Below are 24260 nucleotides of genomic sequence, written 5' to 3'. Positions count from 1 at the left end.
CATCCCCTGCTAAAGCTTTTGAATCCGATCTCGTAAAAACGGTAAATGTCGCCGACTGACCGCCAAACGGTCGTCCAGCTCACGACAACGTACCTGATACTGACCTGAACTTACTACTTCCAGACCATCCAGATAATGCACCGAGATCAAGGCATTACGATGAATCCGGATAAACTGGTTCCCAAACTCCTGCTCTAACTCCTTTAAGGTTTCATCAATCAATACACTGCCGTTTTTATGACGCACAGTGACATATTTCTGATCCGCCAGAAAATAATAGATATTTTCAACTGGCACCAATTCGACACCACGATAGGTCTTTGCCGCAATCTGCTGGCGGCTGATATTGATTTCGTCCATATTTTCTTTTTGTTTTAGTTGGCTCATTTGAGCTTGGGTAAGTTTAGTTAAGTGCTCTAAAACCTGTGCCAATTCCTGTTGCATCACCGGTTTAAGCAAATAGCCTTCGGCATTTGATTTAAATGCATCCAGCGCATGTTGGTCATAGGCCGTACAAAAGACAATGGCCGGCATTGGATCCAGTTGACGCAAATGTTGCGCACAAGCCAGTCCGTTCATTTCAGGCATTTGAATATCTAATAGGATGACATCGGGTTCGTATTGGTGAGCCAGATCAATCGCTTGACGGGCATGGCTTGCTGTCGCCACCACATCATGCCCCAGTTGAGAGACCAAACGTGATAAACGCTCGACGGCCAAAGGCTCATCATCACAAATCAGGATGTCCATTTCTCCTCCTTACCCAGTTAACATCATCAGATGAATGATAAAGCTAACTGCGATTTCTTTGATTTATTTTTATTTATATTGATATCGCACTACCGTCGTAAACATCCCTTCGCCGGCAAAGGTTTGAAAAGTCACACTGGGTCCATAATAAGCTTGCAGACGCTGTCTGACATTTTCTATTGCAATACCATGTCCCTTTTTTAAAGTTTTATTATCCTGTGCATAAGGGTTCGTTATGATGATATTAATTTGATTTTGCAATATTTCAACCAATATGCTTATGGTACTCTTTGTAAGAATTTTTTCAACTCCATGGAAAATACTATTTTCTAGCAAGGGTTGTAAAGTTAATAATGGAATTTGAACTTGTGAGTATAAGTCTTTGTTTTCTAACTTCCATTCGACCTGCAAACGCTCACCTAGACGGATCTGCTCAATCTCCAGATAGCGCTGGCACAGATCAATTTCCTCCTGCAGGCTGACCAGTTTTAATTCCTGAAAACTGGCACGAAATAACCGTGACAAATTCAGCAGCATGTGCTCGGCTTTGTCCGGATCGATACTGATCAGGCTGATCACACTATTCATGCTGTTAAACAGGAAATGCGGTTGAATCCTCGCCTGCATGGCCTGAATTCTAGCATTCAGCTCGCTATGCTGCTGCTGCTCCCATTGTTCACGCAAGTAAAGATAACGAAAACAGAAAGTTCCCAGCAAAATTCCCAGACTTAAATGGAGTCCGACCCGATCCAGCGCAATCGCTAGGTTTAAATCCTGAAAATTAAAATTATGTCCAAAATGTATCAAGATATTCAGGTTCACCGTAGTGAGCAGTACAATTGCCTGTAACAGCAGAAATCCAGAAATCAAAGCCAGTTTGATTCCCATACGTTGAAAGGCTTGATGGAACAGCTCGACCAGTGCTGCAAAACATAACAGTACCCAGTTGATATACAGCATATATTGCAGCAGGTGTATCCCATTTAATGCCTGCCAGGATTGCGCTTCTGCAAGCGCCAGAATCATGGCGAGAATATTGCCGCCAGCAAACAGTTCCAGCAAATAGCGTAAATTGCCGATCTGGCTAAAAAAATAGGAATTTTGCGTTTCTTCGTTCATCGATGCAAAAGATTGAGCAGATGTGACTTCGGCAATGGGCTTTGAATTTGTTATACTCTTTTTCGTTCTACTGCTTTTAATCTGATTGAGCCGACATGACCACATCTTCTAATTCCTCTAATCCATCACAAGCCCAGACTTCGGGTATGTGGGGTGGTCGTTTCTCTGAAGCGACTGATGCTTTTGTTGCTGAATTTACAGCATCTGTTCAATTTGACCAACGTTTTTATAAACAAGATATTGCAGGCTCGATTGCCCATGCAACCATGCTGGCAAAAGTGGGCGTACTGACCACGCAAGAACGCGATGACATTATTGAAGGTCTGACAGCGATTCAAGCCGATATTGAAGCAGGCAACTTTGAATGGCGCATTGATTTAGAAGATGTCCACATGAACATTGAGTCACGCCTGACTCAACGTATCGGCATTACTGGCAAGAAACTGCATACCGGTCGTAGCCGTAATGACCAGGTGGCTACAGATATCCGTCTTTATGTACGCGATGAAATCGATAGCATCCTGGAATTACTGAAAAAATTACAAAAAGGTATTTTAAGCTTAGCGGCTAAAAACACCGACACCATCATGCCAGGCTTCACCCACTTGCAAACCGCTCAGCCAGTGACTTTTGGTCATCATCTAATGGCTTGGTTTGAAATGCTGGTACGCGATTCAGAACGTCTGATTGATTGCCGTAAGCGTGTCAACCGTATGCCGCTTGGTTCTGCTGCACTTGCAGGTACTACTTATCCAATCGACCGTGCTTATACTGCTGAACTGCTAGGTTTTGAAGCTGTTGCTGAAAACTCGCTGGATGCAGTATCGGATCGTGACTTTGCGATTGAATTTAATGCCGCTGCATCTTTAATTATGATGCATTTATCACGTATGTCTGAAGAACTGATTCTATGGACATCTGCACAGTTCAAATTCGTGAATATTCCAGATCGCTTCTGTACTGGCTCTTCAATCATGCCGCAGAAGAAAAATCCGGATGTGCCTGAACTGGTACGTGGTAAAACCGGCCGTGTCTATGGCGATTTGATGAGCCTGCTGACTTTAATGAAAGGCCAGCCTCTAGCCTATAACAAAGACAATCAGGAAGATAAAGAGCCATTGTTCGATGCGATCGATACAGTTCGTGGTTCACTCATGGCATTTGCTGACATGATTCCTGCACTGGTTCCAAACATTGCTGAAATGCGCGAAGCAGCGCTGCGTGGTTTCTCAACTGCGACTGACCTAGCTGATTACCTGGTGAAAAACGGCGTTGCATTCCGTGATGCGCACGAGATTGTAGGTAAAGCGGTTGCACTCGGTGTACAAGAATCTAAAGACCTGTCTGAATTGACACTCGAACAACTGCAACAGTTCTCTGACCTGATTCAAGCAGACGTATTTGAAAAAGCCCTAACTCTTGAAGCTTCGGTGAATGCCCGTAATCACATTGGTGGCACCGCGCCTGCTCAAGTGAAAGCAGCCATTGAGCGTGCACATGCGCGTTTGGAACAACTTTACGCATAATTTTGGAGTATGGATATGTCTCGACAAGTTTTTTGCCGTAAGTATCAGGCGGACATGGAAGGTTTAGACTTTGCTCCATTCCCGGGGCCAAAGGGTCAGGAATTGTTTGACACCGTGTCTAAACAGGCTTGGCAAGAATGGCTAAAACACCAGACTACGCTAATTAATGAAAAGCGTTTGAACGTGTTTGAAGCAGATGCGAAAAAGTTTCTTGAAGAACAGCGTGAAAAGTTCTTTAACAATGATGCATCCCTAGAAAAAGCCGAAGGGCTGAAGCCTGAGTAATTTTTAAAGCATTGCTTTAAAAATTACGCAAGACAAGCGCTGAAAGCGCGCGTAGGCTTTAATCTAAAAGAATCTCCAACTTTGGGGATTCTTTTTTTATACGTTGTTCTAAACATTACTCAAGACAAGGATGAAATCCGCGTAGGCATAAATCTATCCCCTATCTCAAGGGATTTTTTGACTAAATCTAGCAAATCTTACTAACCAATATTCAGGGCACAAAAAACAGATTTTCACTTATCCTATTTCGTCTATCGAGTCAGTCACTATCCTACTGAAAAACATTTAGATTTGTATCAAAATAATGGATTGTAAAAGCAATATACAGAGTATTCACAAAACACAACATTCTGCTACAAGAAGCCACATGATTAAAAAAAACTGTCTCTCTATAATGAGCCCTAAGAAGATGAGATATCTTTGAATAACTATAATAATAAGCAACAAATACCCCGATTTCATCCCAGTTCTTCCCCCAAAGACTGGGTATTTTTTTGCCTGCAATTTGCCGATTGGCTTGATAATTTAAGCGCATAAAAAAAGCCCCCTTTCAAGGAGCTTCTCTTTTCATTTCGATTAAGGCTGTTTCAGATATGGCCAAGCCGCTTTCAGATAAATGAACATCGACCATAAAGTGAGTACCACTGCGGTGTATAGCAAGGCATACGCCAGCATTTCTAGCGGTGGCCAGTTCAGCAGGAATACGGTGATAGCGATCATCTGAAAAGCGGTTTTGTATTTACCTACTGTTGAAACCGCAACATTGGTCCGCGCACCGAGTTCTGCCATCCATTCACGCAGGGCTGAAACGGTAATTTCACGCGAAATAATTACAATCGCAGCAAAAGCCATCGACATGGAAGGCTGCCATTGCACCAATACAATCAGTGCAGCTGCGACCATCAATTTATCTGCAACCGGATCGAGAAACCGCCCAAAAGCGGAAGTCTGGTTTAATGTACGTGCCAGATAGCCATCAAACCAGTCCGTTACCGCAGCCACCACAAAGATCGTGGTTAAAATGATATGCCGCGTCATATCGGGGTTATGAGCATCAAAGCCCATTGCAGGCGGCCAGTAAGCCACCAATAAAAATACCGGAATAAGAGCGATACGCGCCAAGGTCAAGATATTTGGAATATTCAGGATACGACCTGTAGTCATAGACACCGCCAATTGTTCCCCTCATGTACGATGAAAATGCACACTTTTTTAGAGGTTTGATCCATCATTAATAGGCTTCACTTTATACGAATTGACTTGCAGTGTCACTAGGCAAACACCGTCACTGTTTGTCTTGCCATCGCAATCAGGCGATTTTCGGCATCCCAGAGATAGGCATGCTCCGTCGCATAACCATCCGCAGCATAGTCGGTAAATACTTTATATTTAAACCAATCATGCAATTGATGTTGAACCGGATGCACATAGGTCACTGTCCAGGTCAGACTACTCGCAGGTGCCATGTTTTTAAACATCGGTAACACCCCGGGTGGCCAGATATCAAAGATGGCCATCAGGTCGGCGACCAAAAATTCACGATTGTGATGCTTTTCAGGATGAAATCGGCACCAGCCACCAAAGTCCGGACGAGGACTGGCACTACAAGGCAGATTGATATCCGCCCAGGCTACTTCGAAATGGTCATAACAGTCTGGCATGCCATAACCCGCAGGAATCTGAAACAGCTGCTCTGGTACAGCATAGTCAGGTGCTTGAGCTTGTTGCTGTACCTGAATCTCTGAATCACGGGAAATACCGAAACTGGCAATCAGAATACTTTGCACCGCGTCGTCCTGCCATAAGCGCACTTCAATCGTGGTCACTGACTTGCCTTGCCGCAGGATTTCGGCACTCAGTCGTACTTTGGCTTGCTGAATCGGGCCGACAAAGGTCACACTGCAACTCAGCAAATGCTTGGCCGGATCATTGATGTGAGTGACGGCTTTTTGCATCATCATCGCGGCAGCCAGACCACCATACAGAGTACGACCCTGTAACCATCCCTGTGGAAACTCTACCCATTCCTGTTCGGCAATTTGTGCATAAAGTGCATGCAAAGACATGTTGATCCCTCAGTAAGTCTTGATGCTCAGTATATTCGGCAAAATTCATCAGGTTGTGAATGTCCTGTGACCCATGCGTCAATACGCATTTTTGCCCTTGCATTCGAGCCCCAAGTTATTCATGCAACACTTTATAAATCATCCGTGCCATGACTGAACCCAGTCCCGGTACCAGTTGCAGATCTCGTTCTGAGGCTTTCAGTACGCCCTGAATCCCGCCAAAATGCGTCAGCAAATCCCGACGGCGTTTTGGTCCGAGCCCCGGAATAACTTCCAGCACTGATGAACCACGCTTTTTATCGCGTTTGGCACGATGCTTGGTAATCGCAAAGCGGTGTGCTTCATCACGTACCTGCTGAATCAGATGCAGCGCCTTATGATCCTCCGGTAATTGAATTTTACTGCCATCGGTAAAGTGCAGGGTTTCCAGACCGGGCTTACGTCCCTCACCTTTGGACACACCGACCATAAAGGCATCCAGTCCCAGTTCCTGCATGACTTCCATCGCCATGTGCAATTGCCCCTTGCCACCATCAATCAACAGCAGGTCCGGCAATAGGGCTTTTTTATAACGACGGGTCAGCGCCTGACGCATGGCGGCATAGTCATCGCCCGCCTGAATATCATGAATGGAAAACTGGCGATAATCACGCTTGCGCGCACCACCACTGTCAAAGACCACACAGGACGCCACGGTATCTTCGCCCATGGTATGTGAAATATCGAAGCACTCGATCCGGTCTACAGGACGGCCGACCACCTGCTCCAGCTGATGAAAACGCTCATTTAATTCTATATGATTGGCCAGCTTGCCCTGAATCGCGTGCTGTACATTCATCTGCGCCAGTTCCAGCCATTCGGCCCGGGTTTCGCGGACTTTGGACTTGATCTGGATTTTCTTGCCAAAATGCTGCGACAGTGCTGCTTCCAGTTCCTTACGATCAGCCACTTCCAGATTGACAATCAGTTCAGCCGGGATTTCATCTGCTACCTGAAAATAAAAATTGGCAATAAAATCGGCCAGCATTTGCCCCAGGTCATCACTAAGCATATCCGGGAAATAACTTTTTCCACCCAGCATTTTACCGTTGCGCACATGCATGATCTGCACACAGGTCACACCGGCCTGATAGGCAATCGACAGGATATCGGCTTCGCCTTTGAGCTTATAGATCGCCTGCTGCGACTGTACGTCTCTTAACAATGCCATCCGGTCACGATAGAACACCGCTTTTTCAAATTCCAGCGCTTCAGCGGCCGCTTCCATTTTTGCGATCAGTTCCTGATTCAGCTCCTTGGTATCGCCCTGCAAAAATCGGATCGAGTTATCGACATCTGCCTTATAGTCTTCCGGAGAAATAAATCCGACACAGGGCGCAGAGCAGCGTTTGATCTGGTATTGCAGACATGGCCGGGTCCGGTTGGCAAAAAAACTGTTTTCACAGGAACGCACATTGAACAGTTTTTGTAGCACCACCAGAGTATCCCGGGCGGTATACGCACTCGGATAAGGTCCAAAAAACTTGCCCACCTGGTGCTTGCCCTTGCCGCGCCCACTGGCTAAACGCGGATAGGGTTTATCTGCCGAAACAAAAATATAGACATAAGATTTGTCATCACGCAACATGATGTTATAGGGCGGATGATGCAGCTTGATCAGGTTCTGTTCCAGCAACAAGGCTTCAGTTTCAGAACGTACCACCAGGGTCTGGATATCATAAATCCGTGCCACCAAGGCCTGGGTTTTGGGATGATCCAGCGTTTTGACAAAATAGCTGGAGACCCGGTTTTTCAGGTTTTTGGCTTTACCCACATACAATAATTCACCGTCTTTGCCATACATCCGGTAGACCCCGGGCAGGCTGGTCATATTCGCCAGGATTTTTTCAATATGGGGGCGTGCGTTTTCGTTCACCTAAAGCCTATTTTTCACCTACAATCTGCAGATATATGTGATGATTGTTGCGTCATTTTCAAGCAAAAACACAAAATTCCCCTGAAGCTGCCACTTAATCTTAAAGTTCCTGTCGGGTTATCCCCCCAATCTATAATCCTCACGACATAAACTGATTGTTAAAAGCTATAAGTTTCAACCTTTAACTTTGTTATGCTCAAAAAGTCTAGTTTTGAGATGATTCGCATGACCCTGCAGCAATCGGGCATTCATATTGTTCAACCCTCCACCTCCACCCATCACCCGTCTGAACGTGCTCGCCTGATTGGTAAACCGCGTTTTCATTTCGAGCCGAGTAAGGTAATGCAACTGCTACGTGAACGGATTATTGGGCAGGATGCAGCCCTGAATGAAATTGAAAAAATGTTGCATGTGGTCAAGGCAGATTTTTCCAGTCCGGATCGCCCTTTGTCGGTTACCTTGATGCTGGGCCCTACTGGCGTCGGTAAAACAGAAACCGTGCGTCTGATTGCCGATGCGATCTATGGCCGCCCGGATGCCTTTTGCCGGATTGATATGAATACTCTGGCACAGGAACATTATGCGGCGGCTTTGACCGGCGCACCGCCCGGTTATGTGGGATCAAAGGAAGGTCACAGCCTGTTTGATGAAACTGCGATTGCCGGCAGTCATACCCGGCCCGGCATCATGCTGTTTGATGAACTGGAAAAAGCCAGTAACGAGGTGATTCGCGGCTTTATGAACGTGCTGGATACTGGCCGGCTGACATTGACAGCGGGCACCAAAACTATCGATTTTCGCAACTGCATGATCTTTATGACCAGCAATGTCGGGGCACAGGCGGCGCAGCAATATCTGAATAAACTCAGCTATCTGCCGGAAAAAATGCAGGCCCTTTGTCTGAAGCGCGTTCCCGTCCAGCACATCATTGAAAAAGTCATGCAGCGTAAATTCGACCCCGAGTTTCTCAACCGGATTGACCGCAGCCTGCATTATCAGGCGGTACAGCATGATGTCCTGCCACGTCTGGTCGAAATTGAACTGGATAAACTGAACAAGCGCTTGCAATATCAGCAACGCAGCGTGCATTTAAGCGCTTCAGCCAAAGCCTATTTCTATCAGGGTCATGATATCCGTTACGGTGCCCGGCATTTGGGCCGCAAGATGCGTACCGAACTGGAGCCAATTCTGGCGCTGTATTTTTTAAACCAGCCCGAGCAATTGAGCCTGCATCTGGACTGTGTCGATGGACAACTGGTGGTTCTGCCTGAGCAGGCAAAAGCTTAACTAAGTCAGACTCGATATCAGTTTTTATTCGGCTGAAGCGCCTGTATAAAAGCAGTCTGATCTTTGGGTGAAACCAATATAAATTTCTGCATGCCCGCATCTGTATAGTCAATTCGCAGACGCTTTAAGGATAAGGCTGGCGCAATGATAGAGTGGTCTGTGGGCTGAATGGATTGGATTTCACTTAACGGAATCTTCCAGCTTAACCACAGGCTTTTTATGGTCAACACCCCATTGTCTACCACATAGCGCGTACTCCACAGCGGCCACCATAAAATGATAATAGTCAGGACATAAACCGCAGTGTGCAGCGGATATTGCTGCATAGTGCCTTTGGCCTGCATGGTCAGCAGTAGTTGCAGCAACAGGCCACTCATACAAATCACAAAAGCCAGCAGCCACCAGTCTTTTTTAGAACGAAATACGTGCATCGATATCCCCCATATCTTGGTGCATGATCATCATAAACAATTCCATAGCAGATGACAGGGATTCAACCCGGCAGGATAGAAATTATTTTAAATCACACATCGACAGGATCGTTCTCATTTTCGATCTCATCAGAAAAGTTCAGCAACCCAAATGAACTACTGCGCTTTTATTTGGGTTGATTAAATACTATCAGCAAAGACCTGAAAGCCCTGCGCTCAGCATACTTCGAGGCTAAAAATGGTATGTTCAAGGATAGAAATTGACTGAATTGACAAAATTCCGCTAGAAATGCACCTTGAAAATCAGTCACCCAGCTCCATATCTATCAGGCTGATTGATAAAAAATAATGAATTGAAACAAAATCTTTGGTTCATCTGCTTTTAGAAAACTGAAAGGAAAAGTCATAGCGGTTCGAACCAATCCGGCAGAAATTGATGACCATTGCGTCACGGCTTGATACAACTTGTTATGTTCTTTTTGGATATAGTTATCGTAAGATTAGCGAAGTCAAAAAGTGCGCGGGACATGCGCACTTGCTTCACAACATCAACTTAGAAGTCCTCCAAAATAAAGGAGATCAGGGCATGATCCACGCTGGCAATGCCATTACCGTCCAAATGCTTGAGGACGGGATTGCAGAATTCCGCTTTGACTTACAAGGTGAGTCCGTTAACAAATTCAACCGTGCAACGATTGAAGATTTCAAGGCTGCTATCGAAGCCGTCTCCCATGCCGATATTCAAGGTCTGATTGTGACTTCAGGCAAATCTACATTTATTGTAGGTGCTGATATCACTGAATTCGGCGACAACTTTGCTCAGGGTGAACAAGCGATTGTTGACTGGGCAATGCCAGTACATGAAATTTTTAACAGCTTCGAAGACCTCGACATTCCTAAAGTGGCTGCCATTAATGGCATGGCACTGGGTGGCGGTTTCGAAATGTGCCTGGTGTGTGACTACCGTGTCATGTCAGAACAGGCACAAGTGGGCCTGCCTGAAATCAAGCTGGGGATCTTCCCGGGCTTCGGTGGTACAGTTCGTTTAAGCCGTCTAATCGGTATCGACAACGCGGTAGAATGGATGGCAATGGCCAATCCTAAGAAGCCAGCTGCTGCACTGAAAGACGGCGCAGTCGATGCTGTCGTTCCTGCTGACAAGCTACAAGATGCTGCACTTGATCTGGTAAAACAGGCGATTCATGGCCGTTTAGACTGGAAAACCAAGCGTCAGGAAAAACTCGATCCAGTTAAACTCAGCCCGATCGAACAGATGATGGCGTTTAACTCATCGAAAGGCATGGTTCTGGCAAAAGCTAATCCAGCTCAATACCCTGCACCAAAATTACTGCTTGATTCTCTTCAAGCGGGTGCGAGCCTGCATCGTGATGACGCGCTGAAAGCTGAAGCTGAAGGCTTTGCCAAAGCTGCGGTAACACCTCAGGCAGGTGCCTTGATCGGTTTGTTCCTGAACGACCAGATCGTGAAAAAAACCTCGAAGCGCTATGAAAAAGGTGCGCATCCAGTGAACCAGGCGGCTGTTTTAGGCGCGGGTATCATGGGTGGTGGTATTGCTTACCAGGCGGCAAGCAAAGGCACACCGATCATCATGAAAGACATCGGTAACCAGCAACTTGCTTTGGGTATGAAAGAAGCCAATGGTTTACTGACCAAACAAGTTGAACGTAAGAAGATGAAGCCTGCTCAAATGGGTGAAACTCTTGCGCGCATCCGTCCAACTTTAAGCTATGACGAGTTTAAAGAAGTGGACATCGTGATCGAAGCCGTGACTGAAAATCCAAAAGTTAAAGGCATCGTACTGAAAGAAACTGAAGCGAAAGTTCGTGAAAACACGATCATTGCATCTAACACTTCTACGATTTCAATCACGCGTCTGGCTGAAAATCTGGAACGTCCTGAAAACTTCGTGGGCATGCACTTCTTTAACCCGGTACACATGATGCCACTGGTTGAAGTGATTCGTGGTGCGAAGACTTCTGACGAAGCGATTGCAACCACAGTCGTTCTGGCTCAGAAGATGGGTAAAACACCAATCGTGGTCAATGACTGCCCGGGCTTCCTGGTGAACCGCGTATTGTTCCCTTACTTCGGCGCATTTGACCTGTTGCTTAAAGATGGCGCTGACTTCCAGCAAATCGATAAAGTGATGGAAAAATTCGGCTGGCCTATGGGCCCTGCTTACCTGATGGACGTGGTCGGTATCGACACTGGCGTTCACGGTGCAGAAGTGATGGCTGAAGGCTTCCCGGATCGCATGAAGCCTGACTACAAAGGCTCGATCCAAGTCATGTACGAAAACAAACGTCTGGGGCAAAAGAATGACGTTGGTTTCTACAAGTATGAACTTGACCGTAAAGGCAAAAAAGCCAAAGTGGTTGATCCGACTGCGTATGAGCTTGTAGCCTCTGTTGCAACTTCGGAAAAACGTGAATTTGACGCTCAGGAAATCATTGACCGTATGATGCTGGCTTTCTGTAACGAAACAGTTCGTTGCCTGGAAGACAACATTGTAGCGACTGCTGCTGAAGCAGATATGGCGATGATCATGGGTGTTGGTTTCCCGCCATTCCGTGGTGGTCCATGCCGTTACATCGATCAAACCGGTGTAGCTGAGTATGTTGCGCTTTGCAATAAGTATGCGCACCTTGGTAAAGCTTATGAAGCGCCAGAAATGTTGCGCGAAATGGCTGCTAACAACAAAAAATTCTACGGTTAAGGAGCAACGTGAATGGCTACTTTAAATCCACGTGACGTTGTCATCGTTGATGGCGTACGTTCAGCAATGGGTAAAACCAAAAACGGTATGTTCCGCAATGTACGTGCCGACTCGATGTCTGCTGAGCTTGTCCGTGCCCTGCTGGTACGTAACGAATTCGACCCGCATGAAGTTGAAGACGTAATCTGGGGCTGTGTGAACCAAACCCTAGAACAAGGTATGAACATTGCCCGTAATATCGCATTACTGGCAGACTTGCCGAAGACTGTTGCAGGTCAAACGGTGAACCGTCTTTGTGGTTCGTCTATGCAGGCGATTCACACTGCGGCTGCGCAAATTGCCACGAACCAGGGTGATATCTTCATCATCGGTGGTGTTGAGCACATGGGCCATGTGGGCATGATGCACGGCATCGACCTGAACCCTGAAGCGTCTAAGCATTATGCCAAAGCGTCGAACATGATGGGCTTAACTGCTGAAATGTTGGGTCGCATGAACGGTATTAGCCGTGAAGAACAGGATGCGTTTGGTGTGGAATCACATCGCCGTGCCTGGGCTGCGACTGAAAATGGCCTGTTCCAGAACGAGATCGTCGGCATTGAAGGTCATAATGCAGATGGCTACAAAATCCTGTGTGATATCGATGAAGTGATCCGTCCAGATGCGAACCTTGAATCGTTCAAATCTTTGCGTCCAGTATTCGATCCGAAAGGCGGTACAGTAACTGCGGCAACATCTTCAGCTTTGTCTGATGGTGCTTCTGCAATGTTGTTGATGTCTGCTGAACGTGCTCAAGCTTTAGGTCTTAAGCCACGTGCTGTAATTCGCTCTATGGCGGTTGCGGGCTGTGATGCGGCGATCATGGGTTATGGTCCGGTTCCGGCAACACAAAAAGCGTTGAAACGCGCTGGTCTAGCGATTTCTGATATCCAAACCTTTGAATTGAACGAAGCCTTTGCTGCACAAGGTCTGTCTGTTCTTAAAGGCTTAGGTATTTATGACAAGCAAGACATCGTGAACCATAACGGTGGCGCGATTGCATTGGGTCACCCATTGGGTTGTTCTGGTGCGCGTATCACAACAACATTGCTGAACGTAATGGAACAGCAAGATACGCAAATCGGTCTTGCGACGATGTGTATCGGCCTAGGTCAAGGTATTGCGACCATTATCGAACGTGTTTAATTCTTAAATACCAAGATCAAAAAAAACCCCGCTTTTGCGGGGTTTTTTTGTCCCTTAAAATTCCCCAATCCAAATAAAGCTACATGGCAATATTTCCTACATAGCAACAACGCTATAAACCTACTAAGGAAAAAGAAATGGGAAATTTAGCAATAGACTTTAACCATAAAGCTACTCTAGCAAGCTCAAATATGCCGACTTCGGTTGAGAGTTTAAATTTCAATAAATTAAAATTTAAATTAACATCAGGTAAAGAAGCAACCATGTCAAAAAAAGTTTGCGAATTTGCAGAGCAAGAATATAAACGTTTTCTAGCGTTAAAATATTTCTATCCAAAAGAAACGCTAGTACCTAATAAACTTGTTGATGAGTTTTGGCATGCTCACATTTTAGATACTCGAAATTACCACATGGATTGCTTGAAAATTTTTGGAGCTTATCTGCACCACTATCCATATTTTGGAATCCATGATGAAGTCGACCAACAAAATTTGAAAGATACTTTCCAGCGAACTAAAGAACTTTATGAAGTTTGGTTTGGCCCATACCCTGATTTCACAATTGAAGCACGCTGTGGTGATGATCACGCCTGTCACGCTCCTTCAAGCTGTGCATGTCGTGTACCTGGTGCATGTAAATAGCTTTTTATACTGGGCAGTATCACTGCCCAGTTGCCTTACATAAGGCTTCAATTGCTGTATCTATTTGTAAATCTAATTTCTTAGAAAATTTATTGTCTGTATTCTTTTCCCACTGCTTATATTCAAGAAAAAATATATATTTCTTCAATGCATCTTCTTTCTTAATGGTTAATGACCCTTGTTTTGCCCTCTGAATATCTTTTTTTAAGCGCTCATAAAAAGAAGTATCTTCATCGGAAAATGCATCGCTAAAAGCCTTTAAATTACCTGTATAAACTTCTTCAATTAAGTTTAAAAACTTTTCCAAATTAGGGTTTAAATTTAATTGATCTTTTTCATTATTTTCTAAATGCATTCATTTGTACCTGCATCAACCACTTTAGGATCTAACTTACCCCAGAGTGGATAATTAGTATTTTCAACTATGTACGTCGTAAAACATGTACATGTCTTATCAATACGTTCAGCATCCCATCTTTTCTTTTGCATAGCCAAATTTGCCTTACAATTAAGATCAAACTGCCTAACCTGCTTATCAGTCCAATTAGTTTGAATTTTCGAATAATTAATTTCAGTGGGTTTGAGAGCGTCTTTTATTTGATCTATGCCTACACCACCAGCAACCCCAATCAATCCAGCAATAACAAGAATTTTCATAAAACCTGATTTAGGTTTTTCTTTATTAATGAAAATTAATGGATTTTGGCAAGTACCACAATGATAAAGACCTTGATCACCAATTTGATTAAGTTTATTTACTGTATTACAAGATGAGCAAGTAATATATCCATTTGTTTGAAGGTCGCCCACTACAATCTCTAAAATAATTATTTGTTTTAAATAATTATAATTCTTAACTAGATGAAATGTTATCCCTTTGTAATTTCAGTTGAATAATCAACCAATAAAATCCTATTTATGAATCACTTAAATTTTATATATGTATGATCAAGCCTCTTTTTTTCCTATTTCCTTAAAAGGGTTTATATGAACATGCTTAAAACAATGATCGCGACTGCAATCGTAGCGACTTCTGCATCTGCAATGGCAACTGAAGCTCAAGTTGCGCCAGCAACTGTAGTAACCAAAACGACCCAAACAGTTGCCAAAGAAACTGCTGCACCTGTACAAGCGAAAGTTGAAGCTGCTCAAGCGACTGTTGCTGCAACTCAACAGGCAGCTGAAACTAAAGCTGAAGCAGTAAAAACAGAAGCGACGACTCAAGTAGAAACGGCTCAAGCTACAGCAGAACAACACGTTGAAGCTGCGAAAACTGAAGCAGTAGAAACCAAAGACACGGCTGCTGAAAAAGTAGAAGTAAAAGCTGAGAAAAAAGGCTGGTTCTCTTGGTTTAAAAAAGCGGCTTAAGCTTTTTAAAAGCATAAAAAAAGATGTCAGTCTGACATCTTTTTTTTGTTTTATGTAATCTCATTTAAGCTCAAGAATTTAAAAAAATCCTCAATCTTCTATTCAACCTTCTGCGCCAGCATGGTGGCAAAGTGCTGTTTAATCCGCTGACCCTGTGCATCGACACGATACAGCTCACCGATATCTTCATTGTATTTCACAATATTCCAGCCCTCATAATACCCTCGCAACTCCCCCGGCTGAAAAGCAAATGGAAAATCGGCTTGTGCCGGAATATCTGGCGTATCCATGGCACAAACAATCAGGTTATAGCCACCTGGCACGGTCGCCTGCTGCATCTGTGCAATGAGCGGTGGAATGGTTTTCGCCTCAAGGAACATCATCACTACAGTACAGTAGATAAAGTCATATTGGCCTGCAATGCTGGTATCCGTGTTAAGGTCGCGGCGCTGTACCTGCACATGATCAATCTGCTCGGTCTGCACGATCTGTCTTAAAGTCTGCAAACTGTTTTCGTTGACATCCCAGGCATCGACATTAAAGCCGTTCTGACTCAAATAAAGCGCATTACGCCCTGTACCACAGCCGACATCCAGCGCACGGCCACCTTTTAAATAGGGCATCGCTGCCAGTACTTCAGAATGGGTAGGATTTAACTGATATTTCTTGATGAAGTAATCCACAGGCTGGCAGTAAAAACGCAGCTGGCATTCGACATCTTCACTGGCAGAAACAATTTTGTGCCAGGCCTCAGGCTCAATAAATGGCGGTTGCTGCTCTGGCGTAAATACATGCTCGGATTGCACTACACCAGATTTTTCCAGCATGGCAAAACGCAACTCACCTTTTAATACTGTCAATTTTGCCCAGGTGCCGGCTTTGGTATTGTGCTGATTCTTGAAGCCCTGAGGAATACTCTGCTGGTTCCAGACTGGAAGTTCCTTATAACATCTCAACTGTTGCATAATTTTTTGCCCTCCATATCATCCATGCTCCGCCTGTCATTCTTTTGGCAGCGGTAATTAATTCAGCATAGCCTGTTCAAATCGGAATTGGAATCAGCGCCTGTTCGCGCTGTGCCGATGCAACAGCAAGATCAATACCAGTTTTCTATCAAAATAAAAAAGCTGCCTCTATTGAGACAGCTCGGTTGTATATCAATGAGGAATATGGCGATTCGATTAATGCAGCAGTTCCGACTTCAGCCAGCTGATGTATTTGTCCTGATCCATAAAATCCGGTGCGCTCCCCAGATCCAGACTGAAATACTGCTGATTGAACTGAATCACAATCTGTTCGGTATAGTGCCAGTCCTCGATCAGCGTGAAATATTGATTTAAGAACAATCGGTTCTTATCCCCGTTATTCATCCTTTGTAATTTTGGACATTTTTTATTTGCGACAAACTCACCGTACACCTGCTGAATATCAGCAAAAACCTGAATTGTTTGCATGACTCACCTGCTTAAATGTTATGTCGTGATCTGTGCGACCCCTTCAATTTAGCAAGAGAGTTTGAACAGCAGATGACAGTCCTATGGCAGCCCTGTCATCTAAGTCAGGCTACAACTTGTTTTCAACTGCTTTCTGGTTGGCAGTCGCCACTCGTTCCGTCTGCTTATTCAGATGCAGCATTTCTTTATACAGCGCATTAAACTCTTGCACGGCTTTATCATCATAGAACATAAAGGTATTATTTTTCTTTTGCCATTTATGCTTTTTCAGTATTGCAAATAAGGCATCGGCCTTGGCCAAAGTCTGTTTTTCAATTTCAAAAATGACATGTGCATTACTATTTTGCTGACTGTCTTTCAGGGTCAGGCTCAGTTGCTGGCGATAACGGTTTTTAATATCCAGTTGCTGTGCCTTGTCGATCAGCTCGGCATCGCGCTGCTGGATTTTCTGCTGATAGCTGTTCACAATTTGATGGACTTGCTTGAGCATCGCTTCCGTTTCTTTATAGCCTTGTGCCTGATCCTTGGCCAAGCGGTCGATATTCAGAAAATTCTGCCAGTTGGCGGCTTTTAAGTCGCGTAGATACTGATTGCGTTCCTCGGCACTGTCGCGCAATTGCCCCAGCATAAATTCTGCCATGATGGCATAGTCACCATCCAGACGGTCATCCTCAAGTTCAATCTGAATTGGTTTAGACCAGTCCTGTGCCTGCTGCGCAATGCTCTCGGTTTTTTCTTCGAGCACGGTTTCATATTCGAGCAGCTCGGCCTGATGTTTTTGCTGAACCGAATTCTGATAAAACAGCCCAATAAAAATTGCCAGTGTCACAGCGGCTACAATCATAAAAACACGCGGCATGTATACGCTCCAGCTCTGTCAGTCAGATCTTGTTGATTTACATCCACTATGCTTATTTTTTAAACACAATTCAAGGCATTTGATTTTTCCAATAATATGTCTAGCTTAGACAGAAATTGCTCCTCTCACAAAGCCACCCTTTCCCAGAACACTATTTTGTCGATCTCGTTGCATGACAGCTTGAATAAGCTTGTTAAACAAAATTATCTAGACCGACAGGCGCACATTATGGGGAATTAAATGGCAGGCTCAGATTCAGCCGGTTCGGATCGAATTGTTCCCGAACAATACTCACATTGGTGGCATCGCGGTTAATTCCAAAAGGTTGCAGCAGTACATATACCCCATTTCTTGGGTCTGAAGACTGCAAGCCCTGTGCGATGGCCAATACATATTCGCGAAACACCACAGGCAAGCTATCCAGATCAGGATCGGCAGGTGCACGCATCACATCAATATTCGCCACTACGTCGCCGTCCACGCTATAGGCTTGAATTTCACGTTCAATTTTCATCAGGCGCATTTGCAGGGCCTTACGCTGGCTGTTCTGCTCCTGATAAGGCAACATTTTTTCAGTCACGGCGCGCAGTTCCGGTTCCGCCATGACGGTCAGAGTCGGCAAGACAACAGAATCAGCAGCAGGCGCAGCATGGCTTAATATCGGCAGGCTAAAAGCAGTACAGGCCGTAAGAAAGCCGAGTTTAATTGGTGTTAGGAGATTCATCATTTTCACCCTCGTTTGGAAAAGGGAAAGCGTCAAAGCTAAATCTTACAAATAATGCTAGTGCCTATTGTTAAGTTTGATAAACGGTCAATGATGCATAAAAAGGCAGGAAACTGGGAAAAGAAGGAATTAAAAAGACTGAAAAATAAAAGAGAATGCTGATCTAGCTTTGGTGCAGGCAAAAAAAAATCCCCAAACCAAGTTTGAGGATTTTTTGAATATGGTGGCGAGACCCAGGATCGAACTGGGGACACACGGATTTTCAATCCGTTGCTCTACCTACTGAGCTATCACGCCGATGCGGTGTATTAAGCCGTATCTGGCCTCATTAGTCAATCAAAATTATGAAAAAAATATTTGAGTGGCTGATTTTTGGCCTAAAAAAAATCCCTGATGGGATCAGGGATTGAAAACTTTGAAATCGTTTTAAAATATGGTGGCGAGACCCAGGATCGAACTGGGGACACACGGATTTTCAATCCGTTGCTCTACCTACTGAGCTATCACGCCGATGTCGCGTATTAAACAGTTTCAGCTGTAAATCGTCAAGAGCAGAGAGAATAATTTTCATCAAATGTTTACTTTTCCATCAACTCGCATCAATTTGAGTCATAAATCGAACAGTGTTTACCAAAGACCTCAGTAATAAAACAGATTTAAGCGCTTATTTACATAAAAAAGCAGCCTAATGACTGCTTGATATTGCTCTATCTTCAGATTTTTTCCAGATTGGCGAGACAACGATGAATGGCCCCACAGCCTGGGACGAAATTTTTCACGCCTTTTTCTTCTTCCATGCGGCAGACTTCGCTGACCAGCCTTTCTGCCACACCACGACCGCGATTGGCCGGATGTACCACGATATTTTCCAGAATCCGGCTTTCACCCTGTCCGGTGCACCAGATTGCCCCAATAATTTTGCTATTAAATTCTGCGCTATAAACTGAGGTATACTGTGCAAGGTTTTGCTCTAGTTGTTCCATGGCATCTGCCCCGTCACTAAATTCAGGGCTCGTGTCATACAGTCGCTCAAGCTGGCTGCGCACTTCGTCATTTTCTAAAGAAGTATAAGCATGTACGGTGATAGGCATTGATAAACCCTCCTGAGCAATCTAATATGCGGTGACTTCGTCACGGCGAAAATATTTTCTACATCAATCATTTTGACGTATTTGAGGAACGTGTCTATGACAGATCGTATCAGTGAAGTGGTAAGAAATACCAACGAAACCAAAATTCGAGTTCGTTTGAATCTCGACGGTACTGGTCAAGGCACCTTAAACACGGGTATTCCCTTTTTAGATCATATGATTGATCAAATCAAGCGTCATGGCCTGTTTGATATTGATATTCATTGTGATGGCGATCTGGAAATCGATGACCATCATACTGTGGAAGACTGCGGTATTACGCTGGGTCAGGCATTTGCACAGGCATTGGGCGATAAAAAAGGCCTGAAACGCTATGGTCACTTCTATGCCCCGCTGGATGAGTCTTTGAGCCGTGTCGTAGTTGATCTGTCTGGCCGTCCGGGCCTGTTTATGGATATTCCATTTACCCGTGCCATGATCGGCCGTTTTGATGTGGATTTATTCTCTGAATTTTTCCAAGGCTTTGTAAACCATTCCTTGATGACTGTGCATATCGATAACCTGAAAGGCAAAAACAGCCATCACCAGATCGAAAGCGTATTTAAAGCATTTGCGCGTGCGCTGCGTATGGCCTGTGAAGTGGATCTACGTGCTGCCAATACGGTAGCTTCAACCAAAGGTACACTGTAATGACCCGTATTGCCCTTCTTGATTATGGCATGGGAAATTTGCACTCTGCGGCAAAAGCATTAGAACATGTCGGTGCCACGGTTGATGTGACCAATGATCCAAAACTGATTGCGCAAGCAGACAAGATTGTCTTTCCAGGTGTCGGTGCCATGCGTGACTGCATGCAAGGCATGCACGAAGCCGGGATTGATGAAGTGGTACGTAATGCCGTATTTAACAAACCGGTACTGGCCATTTGTGTCGGCATGCAAGCCTTGATGCAGCATTCGGAAGAAAATGGCGGTACCGATGCACTGGGTATTTTCGAAGGTGCGGTCAAGCATTTTCCGGAAATGGCGGGCTTAAAAGTGCCGCATATGGGCTGGAACCAGGTACATCAGGCCGATCCAGAGCATCCAATGTGGAACAATATCGAACAGGATGCGCGTTTTTACTTTGTGCACAGTTACTATGTAGAGCCACAAGATTCAGACTTAGTAGCAGCTACTTGTACCTATGGCATTGAGTTCTGTACTGCAATTCATAAAGAAAACCTGTTTGCGACCCAGTTCCATCCGGAAAAGAGCCATACCGCCGGTTTGCAGTTATTGAAAAACTTTGTGGATTGGGAAATCTGATTTTCCTTTCGTCCCAAAAAGCTCGCAAATTGCGGGCTTTTTTATTGATTATTTTTTACACTTTTCATTTATAAAAAACCCCTTTATCATAGACTTACTTATAAAAAATCTAATGAAAACAAAGGAAAAATAATGAGTAATACAATTCAGGATTCGGGGTGGAATGCATCAGGACGTTTTGGGCGACGTTCGTATATCGCATGGAATATGCTGCTGGGTTTTTGCTTTATGATCATCGGGATCATTGCTGCTTTCATTTTACCTGGAATGAGTCCAGAGACTTTAGATGGTAAAATGTCCATGCCTTTAATGGTGCTGTTGGTTTTGATCTACGGCGTTGCGATTTATTTTAGCGTGATTTTTTTAATTCGTCGTTTACATGACCGTAATCATAATGGCTGGCTTTCTTTACTGATTTTTGTGCCGGTCGTAAACCTTGTCTTTACACTTTACCTGTTATTGGCACCCGGTCACAACGAAAGTAATGAATATGGCCCTCCACGCACGACACGTGGCTGGGAAACGCTTTTGGTGGTGCTGTATCTGGTACTCGCGGTTATTTTGGCCGCCTTTGCTGTCCCTGCTTATCAGAATTATGTTGAACGTGCTCAACAGGCGCAGATGGAACAGAGTAGCTATCACACTGATTAAACCTATTTAAATTCTGCATAAAGCCCATTCTTCATGGGCTTTATTTTTGCCTAGAACAGGAAAAGTGATTAAGCTGAACGCATTCATTTCATGATTGAAGCTTATGCAACAGCTGCTGGATACTTTACCAAGCAAGGAACAAATTCAGACCTTTCCTGTATTTAAAAATCTTCCGATGCAACAGATTCAGGTGATTAATCGTCTGGAACAGTGTCATGCCCTTGCACAGGAGCTAAAAAGCCATGCAGTCCTGGGTTTCGATTCTGAATCCAAACCGACCTTTAAAGTTGGTGAGGTTTCTACCGGGCCACATCTGATTCAGCTGGCCACTTTAGATAAAGCCTATTTATTTCAAATGAATGATTCGATCTGGGATTTTCTTAAACCGATCTTTGCCAGTCGCGAGCAGATCAAGGTCGGTTTTGGCCTGAAAAATGATGCGCACCTGTTCCGTAAAAAAGGCATTGAACTGAATAGTGTGATTGAACTGTCCAAATGTTTTAAAGCTTTTGGTTTAAACAATCCGGTCGGATTAAAAAATGCCATGGCTTTGCTATTTCAAGTAAATTTTCCTAAATCCAAACGGATTAGTACCTCGAACTGGGCCAGCAAGAAGCTCAGCCCGGCACAAATTGATTATGCAGCCGCAGATGCCTACACGCCCGTGCTGGTATTTGAAGAATTGTTGCGGCGGGGTCTCTTACCCAAAGAGATTCCCAATACTTCACTGAAATTAAGAATCCGTCCTTCATCGACGGCTTAAGTGCTTGCATGGCCTGCTGGTACTGGCAACTTGATGTACGCATGAAAGCTGTGATGAACGCGGTCGATGAGAGAGCTGTGACTTTAGTAGATCTTACAGCTTCGATTATCGACCCGCTCAGTACACGACCCGTTGTGGAACATCTGATCGCCATTCAAGAGACGGATCACTAAAACCATTAAAATAAATTACCTCACTGCTACCTATCTATGGACAGGTTTTCTTTATTCATACCGTTTAAGAGTTAGAAATTTCGACTTTATTTGCTAAGATGAATACACTCAAATTCATTCTAAAGATTAAGCAAGGAGCGAAAGCATGCTGATCATCCCTGCAATTGACCTGAAAGATGGCAAATGTGTCCGTTTAAAACAAGGTCGTATGGAAGACGATACCGTATTTTCAGACGATCCGGTCGCAACAGCACAGCATTGGGTAAATGAAGGCGCTCGCCGCTTGCATTTAGTAGATTTAAACGGTGCTTTCGCAGGTACGCCAATCCATAAACCAGTGGTTGAAGCCATCGTCCGATCTCAACCTGATTTGCCGATCCAGATTGGTGGTGGTATCCGTTCTCTGGAAACCATTGAGCATTATCTGCAAGCCGGTGTTTCTTTTGTGATCATTGGCACCAAAGCAGTTCAGGATCCTGAATTTGTTGAAGAAGCATGTCGAAAATTTGCCGGTCATATTATTGTTGGGATTGATGCCATGAATGACATGGTGGCAACAGATGGCTGGGCCAATGTGACTGATGTTAAAGCCACTGATCTGGCGAAACGTTTTGCCGATGCGGGCGTGTCGAGCATTGTCTATACGGATATCGCGCGTGATGGCATGATGCAGGGTGTGAATATTGAGCAAACCGTGAATCTGGCACAATACTCAGGTTTGCCTGTGATTGCTTCAGGCGGCGTGACCAATCTGGATGATGTACGTAACCTGAAAGATCAACCGGGTATTTTAGGTGCAATTACCGGCCGTGCGATTTACGAAGGTACATTAAGCTTGCGTGAAGCACAATTGTTGCTAGATGAGCAACAGGCGCTATAATTAAGCCTGCTGTAAAAGAGGTCTTCGGACCTCTTTTTTATTTTTTTAATTTTCTGATCTCTTGGCATGTCTACCCTTATTTCCAAAAATCACTCCGGCTGAATGGTGAAAGCGCCGCAACTCGCCTTGATCCTGATCACCATTATCTGGGGTGGCAGTTTTATTACCGTGCAATACGGGCTGAACTTTAGCAGTCCGATTATGTTTGTCGGCCTGCGTTTTGCTGCAGCAGCCCTTGCCGTCACCCTGATTTCCCTAAAGTCGCTAAAAGGCATGAACCTGAAAGAGGTGTTCGCTGGCGCGGTAATTGGGATCATGATCGCCATTGGCTACGGCACTCAAACTGTGGGCTTGCAGACCATCAGCAGCAGCGAATCGGCTTTTTTAACCGCCTTGTATGTTCCACTGGTTCCAATCCTGCTCTGGTTAATGTTCCGTAAAAAACCGCATGTCATGACCTGGATCGGAGCACTGTTTGCCTTTATCGGTCTGGTGTTTTTGACAGGAAATGGCTTTGCTGCGATTCAGCTCAGTTTCGGGCAAACCCTGACTTTGCTCGGTTCGATTGCGATTGCGCTGGAGATTATTTTTATCAGCCATTTTGTCGAGCAGGTGAATGTACGCCGGGTCACCGTGCTGCAACTGATTTTTGCATCCCTGTTCTGCTTTATGATCGCACCTGTTTTAGGTGAATCTCAGCTACCTGAATTCCACTGGCATCTGGCAGGGATTTTAGTCGGTTTGGGCATTGCCAGTGCCTTGATTCAACTGGTGATGAACTGGGCGCAGCGCATGGTCGACCCATCACAGGCAGCGATTATCTATGCCGGCGAACCGGTATGGGCAGCCCTGTTTGGCCGTCTGGCCGGAGAACGTTTACCGTCACTGGCTTTATTAGGCGGATTGCTGGTGGTACTGGGCGTGATTGCCAGTGAATGGAAACCGAAGTTTTTAAGAAAACAACCAACAGAAGAATTAAAGCAAGATCTTTCTTAATTCCGCTAAATCCCCCTGAAAAAGAGGGATTTTTTTCTCTAGGGAAATACGG

The 24260-nt window shown here is 44.7% G+C and carries 27 protein-coding genes and 2 tRNA genes; 14 read left to right on the top strand and 15 right to left on the bottom strand.

What is annotated here, in order from left to right; genetic code table 11:
• Positions 1-9: 9 nt before the first annotated feature.
• Both ACP7BU_RS11620 and ACP7BU_RS11615 read right to left on the bottom strand, forming a co-directional pair.
• Positions 10-750 (bottom strand): LytR/AlgR family response regulator transcription factor, encoded by a 741-nt coding sequence (locus ACP7BU_RS11620; protein WP_425879931.1) that lies wholly within the window; start codon positions 748-750, stop codon positions 10-12.
• 69 nt (positions 751-819) lie between these two features.
• Positions 820-1974, bottom strand: coding sequence for a sensor histidine kinase (locus ACP7BU_RS11615; RefSeq protein ID WP_425879932.1), 1155 nt, complete (start codon positions 1972-1974; stop codon positions 820-822).
• Here ACP7BU_RS11615 and argH point away from each other — a divergent pair.
• Both argH and ACP7BU_RS11605 read left to right on the top strand, forming a co-directional pair.
• Positions 1965-3395 (top strand): argininosuccinate lyase, encoded by a 1431-nt coding sequence (argH, locus tag ACP7BU_RS11610; protein ID WP_425879933.1) that lies wholly within the window; start codon positions 1965-1967, stop codon positions 3393-3395. The two genes, ACP7BU_RS11615 and argH, sit on opposite strands and share 10 nt — an antisense overlap.
• 15 nt (positions 3396-3410) lie before the next feature.
• The gene (locus ACP7BU_RS11605) at positions 3411-3680 is read left to right on the top strand and encodes an oxidative damage protection protein (RefSeq protein WP_004278636.1); all 270 of its coding nucleotides are present in this window, start codon (positions 3411-3413) and stop codon (positions 3678-3680) included.
• 576 nt (positions 3681-4256) lie between these two features.
• Here the strand turns inward: ACP7BU_RS11605 and pgsA are convergent.
• The 3 genes from pgsA to uvrC form a co-directional block, all read right to left on the bottom strand.
• Positions 4257-4844, bottom strand: coding sequence for a CDP-diacylglycerol--glycerol-3-phosphate 3-phosphatidyltransferase (gene pgsA, locus ACP7BU_RS11600; RefSeq protein ID WP_016806864.1), 588 nt, complete (start codon positions 4842-4844; stop codon positions 4257-4259).
• Between the two features lie 107 nt (positions 4845-4951).
• Positions 4952-5746 (bottom strand): thioesterase family protein, encoded by a 795-nt coding sequence (locus tag ACP7BU_RS11595; protein ID WP_219308148.1) that lies wholly within the window; start codon positions 5744-5746, stop codon positions 4952-4954.
• A 115-nt stretch (positions 5747-5861) separates the two neighbouring features.
• On the bottom strand, positions 5862-7661 hold the full coding sequence (gene uvrC / locus ACP7BU_RS11590; protein ID WP_004647300.1) for an excinuclease ABC subunit UvrC: 1800 nt from the start codon (positions 7659-7661) through the stop codon (positions 5862-5864).
• Positions 7662-7886: 225 nt separating this feature from the next.
• Here uvrC and ACP7BU_RS11585 point away from each other — a divergent pair, with 225 nt between their 5' ends.
• Positions 7887-8948, top strand: coding sequence for an AAA family ATPase (locus ACP7BU_RS11585; protein WP_425879934.1), 1062 nt, complete (start codon positions 7887-7889; stop codon positions 8946-8948).
• 17 nt (positions 8949-8965) lie between these two features.
• Here ACP7BU_RS11585 and ACP7BU_RS11580 read toward each other — a convergent pair whose 3' ends face one another.
• The gene (locus tag ACP7BU_RS11580) at positions 8966-9379 is read right to left on the bottom strand and encodes a PH domain-containing protein (protein ID WP_004278641.1); all 414 of its coding nucleotides are present in this window, start codon (positions 9377-9379) and stop codon (positions 8966-8968) included.
• Between the two features lie 586 nt (positions 9380-9965).
• On the opposite strand from ACP7BU_RS11580, the gene fadB reads away from it, so the two are divergent.
• The 3 genes from fadB to ACP7BU_RS11565 all read left to right on the top strand — a co-directional run bounded on the left by fadB (position 9966) and on the right by ACP7BU_RS11565 (position 13942).
• Complete coding sequence (gene fadB / locus ACP7BU_RS11575; protein ID WP_005245805.1) at positions 9966-12116, top strand: fatty acid oxidation complex subunit alpha FadB; 2151 nt, start codon at positions 9966-9968, stop codon at positions 12114-12116.
• Positions 12117-12128: 12 nt separating this feature from the next.
• Complete coding sequence (fadA, locus tag ACP7BU_RS11570; RefSeq protein ID WP_004278643.1) at positions 12129-13301, top strand: acetyl-CoA C-acyltransferase FadA; 1173 nt, start codon at positions 12129-12131, stop codon at positions 13299-13301.
• A gap of 137 nt (positions 13302-13438) precedes the next feature.
• Positions 13439-13942 (top strand): glycine-rich domain-containing protein, encoded by a 504-nt coding sequence (locus tag ACP7BU_RS11565; RefSeq protein ID WP_004278644.1) that lies wholly within the window; start codon positions 13439-13441, stop codon positions 13940-13942.
• 19 nt (positions 13943-13961) lie between these two features.
• Here ACP7BU_RS11565 and ACP7BU_RS11560 read toward each other — a convergent pair whose 3' ends face one another.
• Both ACP7BU_RS11560 and ACP7BU_RS11555 read right to left on the bottom strand, forming a co-directional pair.
• The gene (locus ACP7BU_RS11560) at positions 13962-14297 is read right to left on the bottom strand and encodes a hypothetical protein (RefSeq protein WP_004278645.1); all 336 of its coding nucleotides are present in this window, start codon (positions 14295-14297) and stop codon (positions 13962-13964) included.
• On the bottom strand, positions 14288-14752 hold the full coding sequence (locus ACP7BU_RS11555; RefSeq protein ID WP_195725259.1) for a hypothetical protein: 465 nt from the start codon (positions 14750-14752) through the stop codon (positions 14288-14290). Before ACP7BU_RS11555 ends, ACP7BU_RS11560 begins: the two co-directional genes overlap by 10 nt.
• Positions 14753-14929: 177 nt before the next feature.
• Between ACP7BU_RS11555 and ACP7BU_RS11550 the strand changes: the two genes are divergently transcribed.
• Positions 14930-15310, top strand: a complete 381-nt coding sequence (locus ACP7BU_RS11550) for a hypothetical protein (RefSeq protein ID WP_425879935.1) — start codon at positions 14930-14932, stop codon at positions 15308-15310.
• Between the two features lie 98 nt (positions 15311-15408).
• On the opposite strand, the gene tehB is transcribed toward ACP7BU_RS11550, so the two are convergent.
• The 7 genes from tehB to ACP7BU_RS11515 all read right to left on the bottom strand — a co-directional run bounded on the left by tehB (position 15409) and on the right by ACP7BU_RS11515 (position 19438).
• On the bottom strand, positions 15409-16275 hold the full coding sequence (tehB, locus tag ACP7BU_RS11545; RefSeq protein ID WP_425879936.1) for an SAM-dependent methyltransferase TehB: 867 nt from the start codon (positions 16273-16275) through the stop codon (positions 15409-15411).
• 216 nt (positions 16276-16491) lie between these two features.
• Entirely contained in the window at positions 16492-16764 is a 273-nt protein-coding gene (locus tag ACP7BU_RS11540; RefSeq protein ID WP_338840505.1) for a hypothetical protein, read from the bottom strand.
• 109 nt (positions 16765-16873) lie between these two features.
• Positions 16874-17623, bottom strand: a complete 750-nt coding sequence (locus tag ACP7BU_RS11535; protein ID WP_425879937.1) for a hypothetical protein — start codon at positions 17621-17623, stop codon at positions 16874-16876.
• Positions 17624-17849: 226 nt separating this feature from the next.
• Positions 17850-18347 carry a hypothetical protein gene (locus tag ACP7BU_RS11530; protein WP_425879973.1) on the bottom strand — a complete coding sequence of 166 codons (498 nt, stop codon included), beginning with the start codon at positions 18345-18347 and terminating at the stop codon, positions 17850-17852.
• Positions 18348-18568: 221 nt separating this feature from the next.
• Positions 18569-18644: transfer RNA gene (locus tag ACP7BU_RS11525), tRNA-Phe, on the bottom strand.
• Positions 18645-18781: 137 nt separating this feature from the next.
• Positions 18782-18857, bottom strand: a tRNA-Phe gene (locus tag ACP7BU_RS11520).
• A gap of 203 nt (positions 18858-19060) precedes the next feature.
• On the bottom strand, positions 19061-19438 hold the full coding sequence (locus ACP7BU_RS11515; protein ID WP_004278652.1) for a GNAT family N-acetyltransferase: 378 nt from the start codon (positions 19436-19438) through the stop codon (positions 19061-19063).
• A gap of 96 nt (positions 19439-19534) precedes the next feature.
• On the opposite strand from ACP7BU_RS11515, the gene hisB reads away from it, so the two are divergent.
• The 7 genes from hisB to ACP7BU_RS11480 all read left to right on the top strand — a co-directional run bounded on the left by hisB (position 19535) and on the right by ACP7BU_RS11480 (position 24208).
• Positions 19535-20128, top strand: coding sequence for an imidazoleglycerol-phosphate dehydratase HisB (gene hisB / locus ACP7BU_RS11510; protein ID WP_425879938.1), 594 nt, complete (start codon positions 19535-19537; stop codon positions 20126-20128).
• On the top strand, positions 20128-20745 hold the full coding sequence (hisH, locus tag ACP7BU_RS11505; RefSeq protein ID WP_313564798.1) for an imidazole glycerol phosphate synthase subunit HisH: 618 nt from the start codon (positions 20128-20130) through the stop codon (positions 20743-20745). The genes hisB and hisH overlap by 1 nt, the downstream gene beginning before the upstream one ends.
• 132 nt (positions 20746-20877) lie before the next feature.
• Entirely contained in the window at positions 20878-21396 is a 519-nt protein-coding gene (locus ACP7BU_RS11500) for a DUF805 domain-containing protein (protein WP_180181446.1), read from the top strand.
• 103 nt (positions 21397-21499) lie between these two features.
• Positions 21500-22159 (top strand): 3'-5' exonuclease, encoded by a 660-nt coding sequence (locus ACP7BU_RS11495; protein WP_425879939.1) that lies wholly within the window; start codon positions 21500-21502, stop codon positions 22157-22159.
• Between the two features lie 8 nt (positions 22160-22167).
• On the top strand, positions 22168-22332 hold the full coding sequence (locus tag ACP7BU_RS11490; RefSeq protein WP_312328523.1) for a hypothetical protein: 165 nt from the start codon (positions 22168-22170) through the stop codon (positions 22330-22332).
• A 145-nt stretch (positions 22333-22477) separates the two neighbouring features.
• Complete coding sequence (gene hisA / locus ACP7BU_RS11485; RefSeq protein ID WP_425879940.1) at positions 22478-23212, top strand: 1-(5-phosphoribosyl)-5-[(5-phosphoribosylamino)methylideneamino]imidazole-4-carboxamide isomerase; 735 nt, start codon at positions 22478-22480, stop codon at positions 23210-23212.
• Positions 23213-23314: 102 nt separating this feature from the next.
• Positions 23315-24208, top strand: coding sequence for a DMT family transporter (locus ACP7BU_RS11480; protein ID WP_425879941.1), 894 nt, complete (start codon positions 23315-23317; stop codon positions 24206-24208).
• The last annotated feature ends 52 nt before the right edge of the window (positions 24209-24260 follow it).

Source organism: Acinetobacter sp. 40AMC3-4 (genome assembly GCF_049898185.1).
Taxonomy (GTDB): Bacteria; Pseudomonadota; Gammaproteobacteria; order Pseudomonadales; family Moraxellaceae; genus Acinetobacter.
The sequence above is the reverse complement of the archived record's forward strand: the minus strand, read 5'-3'. Positions and strand labels throughout refer to the sequence as shown.

What these genes read in the sequence shown, in the direction of transcription:
- ACP7BU_RS11620 (WP_425879931.1), bottom strand. Translation starts at nt 750, where the DNA reads ATGGACATCCTGATTTGTGATGATGAGCCTTTGGCCGTCGAGCGTTTA.
- argH (WP_425879933.1), top strand. Translation starts at nt 1,965, where the DNA reads ATGACCACATCTTCTAATTCCTCTAATCCATCACAAGCCCAGACTTCG.
- ACP7BU_RS11615 (WP_425879932.1), bottom strand. Translation starts at nt 1,974, where the DNA reads ATGTGGTCATGTCGGCTCAATCAGATTAAAAGCAGTAGAACGAAAAAG.
- ACP7BU_RS11605 (WP_004278636.1), top strand. Translation starts at nt 3,411, where the DNA reads ATGTCTCGACAAGTTTTTTGCCGTAAGTATCAGGCGGACATGGAAGGT.
- pgsA (WP_016806864.1), bottom strand. Translation starts at nt 4,844, where the DNA reads ATGACTACAGGTCGTATCCTGAATATTCCAAATATCTTGACCTTGGCG.
- ACP7BU_RS11595 (WP_219308148.1), bottom strand. Translation starts at nt 5,746, where the DNA reads ATGTCTTTGCATGCACTTTATGCACAAATTGCCGAACAGGAATGGGTA.
- ACP7BU_RS11585 (WP_425879934.1), top strand. Translation starts at nt 7,887, where the DNA reads ATGACCCTGCAGCAATCGGGCATTCATATTGTTCAACCCTCCACCTCC.
- ACP7BU_RS11580 (WP_004278641.1), bottom strand. Translation starts at nt 9,379, where the DNA reads ATGCACGTATTTCGTTCTAAAAAAGACTGGTGGCTGCTGGCTTTTGTG.
- fadB (WP_005245805.1), top strand. Translation starts at nt 9,966, where the DNA reads ATGATCCACGCTGGCAATGCCATTACCGTCCAAATGCTTGAGGACGGG.
- fadA (WP_004278643.1), top strand. Translation starts at nt 12,129, where the DNA reads ATGGCTACTTTAAATCCACGTGACGTTGTCATCGTTGATGGCGTACGT.
- ACP7BU_RS11565 (WP_004278644.1), top strand. Translation starts at nt 13,439, where the DNA reads ATGGGAAATTTAGCAATAGACTTTAACCATAAAGCTACTCTAGCAAGC.
- ACP7BU_RS11560 (WP_004278645.1), bottom strand. Translation starts at nt 14,297, where the DNA reads ATGCATTTAGAAAATAATGAAAAAGATCAATTAAATTTAAACCCTAAT.
- ACP7BU_RS11550 (WP_425879935.1), top strand. Translation starts at nt 14,930, where the DNA reads ATGAACATGCTTAAAACAATGATCGCGACTGCAATCGTAGCGACTTCT.
- tehB (WP_425879936.1), bottom strand. Translation starts at nt 16,275, where the DNA reads ATGCAACAGTTGAGATGTTATAAGGAACTTCCAGTCTGGAACCAGCAG.
- ACP7BU_RS11540 (WP_338840505.1), bottom strand. Translation starts at nt 16,764, where the DNA reads ATGCAAACAATTCAGGTTTTTGCTGATATTCAGCAGGTGTACGGTGAG.
- ACP7BU_RS11535 (WP_425879937.1), bottom strand. Translation starts at nt 17,623, where the DNA reads ATGCCGCGTGTTTTTATGATTGTAGCCGCTGTGACACTGGCAATTTTT.
- ACP7BU_RS11530 (WP_425879973.1), bottom strand. Translation starts at nt 18,347, where the DNA reads ATGAATCTCCTAACACCAATTAAACTCGGCTTTCTTACGGCCTGTACT.
- ACP7BU_RS11515 (WP_004278652.1), bottom strand. Translation starts at nt 19,438, where the DNA reads ATGCCTATCACCGTACATGCTTATACTTCTTTAGAAAATGACGAAGTG.
- hisB (WP_425879938.1), top strand. Translation starts at nt 19,535, where the DNA reads ATGACAGATCGTATCAGTGAAGTGGTAAGAAATACCAACGAAACCAAA.
- hisH (WP_313564798.1), top strand. Translation starts at nt 20,128, where the DNA reads ATGACCCGTATTGCCCTTCTTGATTATGGCATGGGAAATTTGCACTCT.
- ACP7BU_RS11500 (WP_180181446.1), top strand. Translation starts at nt 20,878, where the DNA reads ATGAGTAATACAATTCAGGATTCGGGGTGGAATGCATCAGGACGTTTT.
- ACP7BU_RS11495 (WP_425879939.1), top strand. Translation starts at nt 21,500, where the DNA reads ATGCAACAGCTGCTGGATACTTTACCAAGCAAGGAACAAATTCAGACC.
- ACP7BU_RS11490 (WP_312328523.1), top strand. Translation starts at nt 22,168, where the DNA reads ATGGCCTGCTGGTACTGGCAACTTGATGTACGCATGAAAGCTGTGATG.
- hisA (WP_425879940.1), top strand. Translation starts at nt 22,478, where the DNA reads ATGCTGATCATCCCTGCAATTGACCTGAAAGATGGCAAATGTGTCCGT.
- ACP7BU_RS11480 (WP_425879941.1), top strand. Translation starts at nt 23,315, where the DNA reads ATGGTGAAAGCGCCGCAACTCGCCTTGATCCTGATCACCATTATCTGG.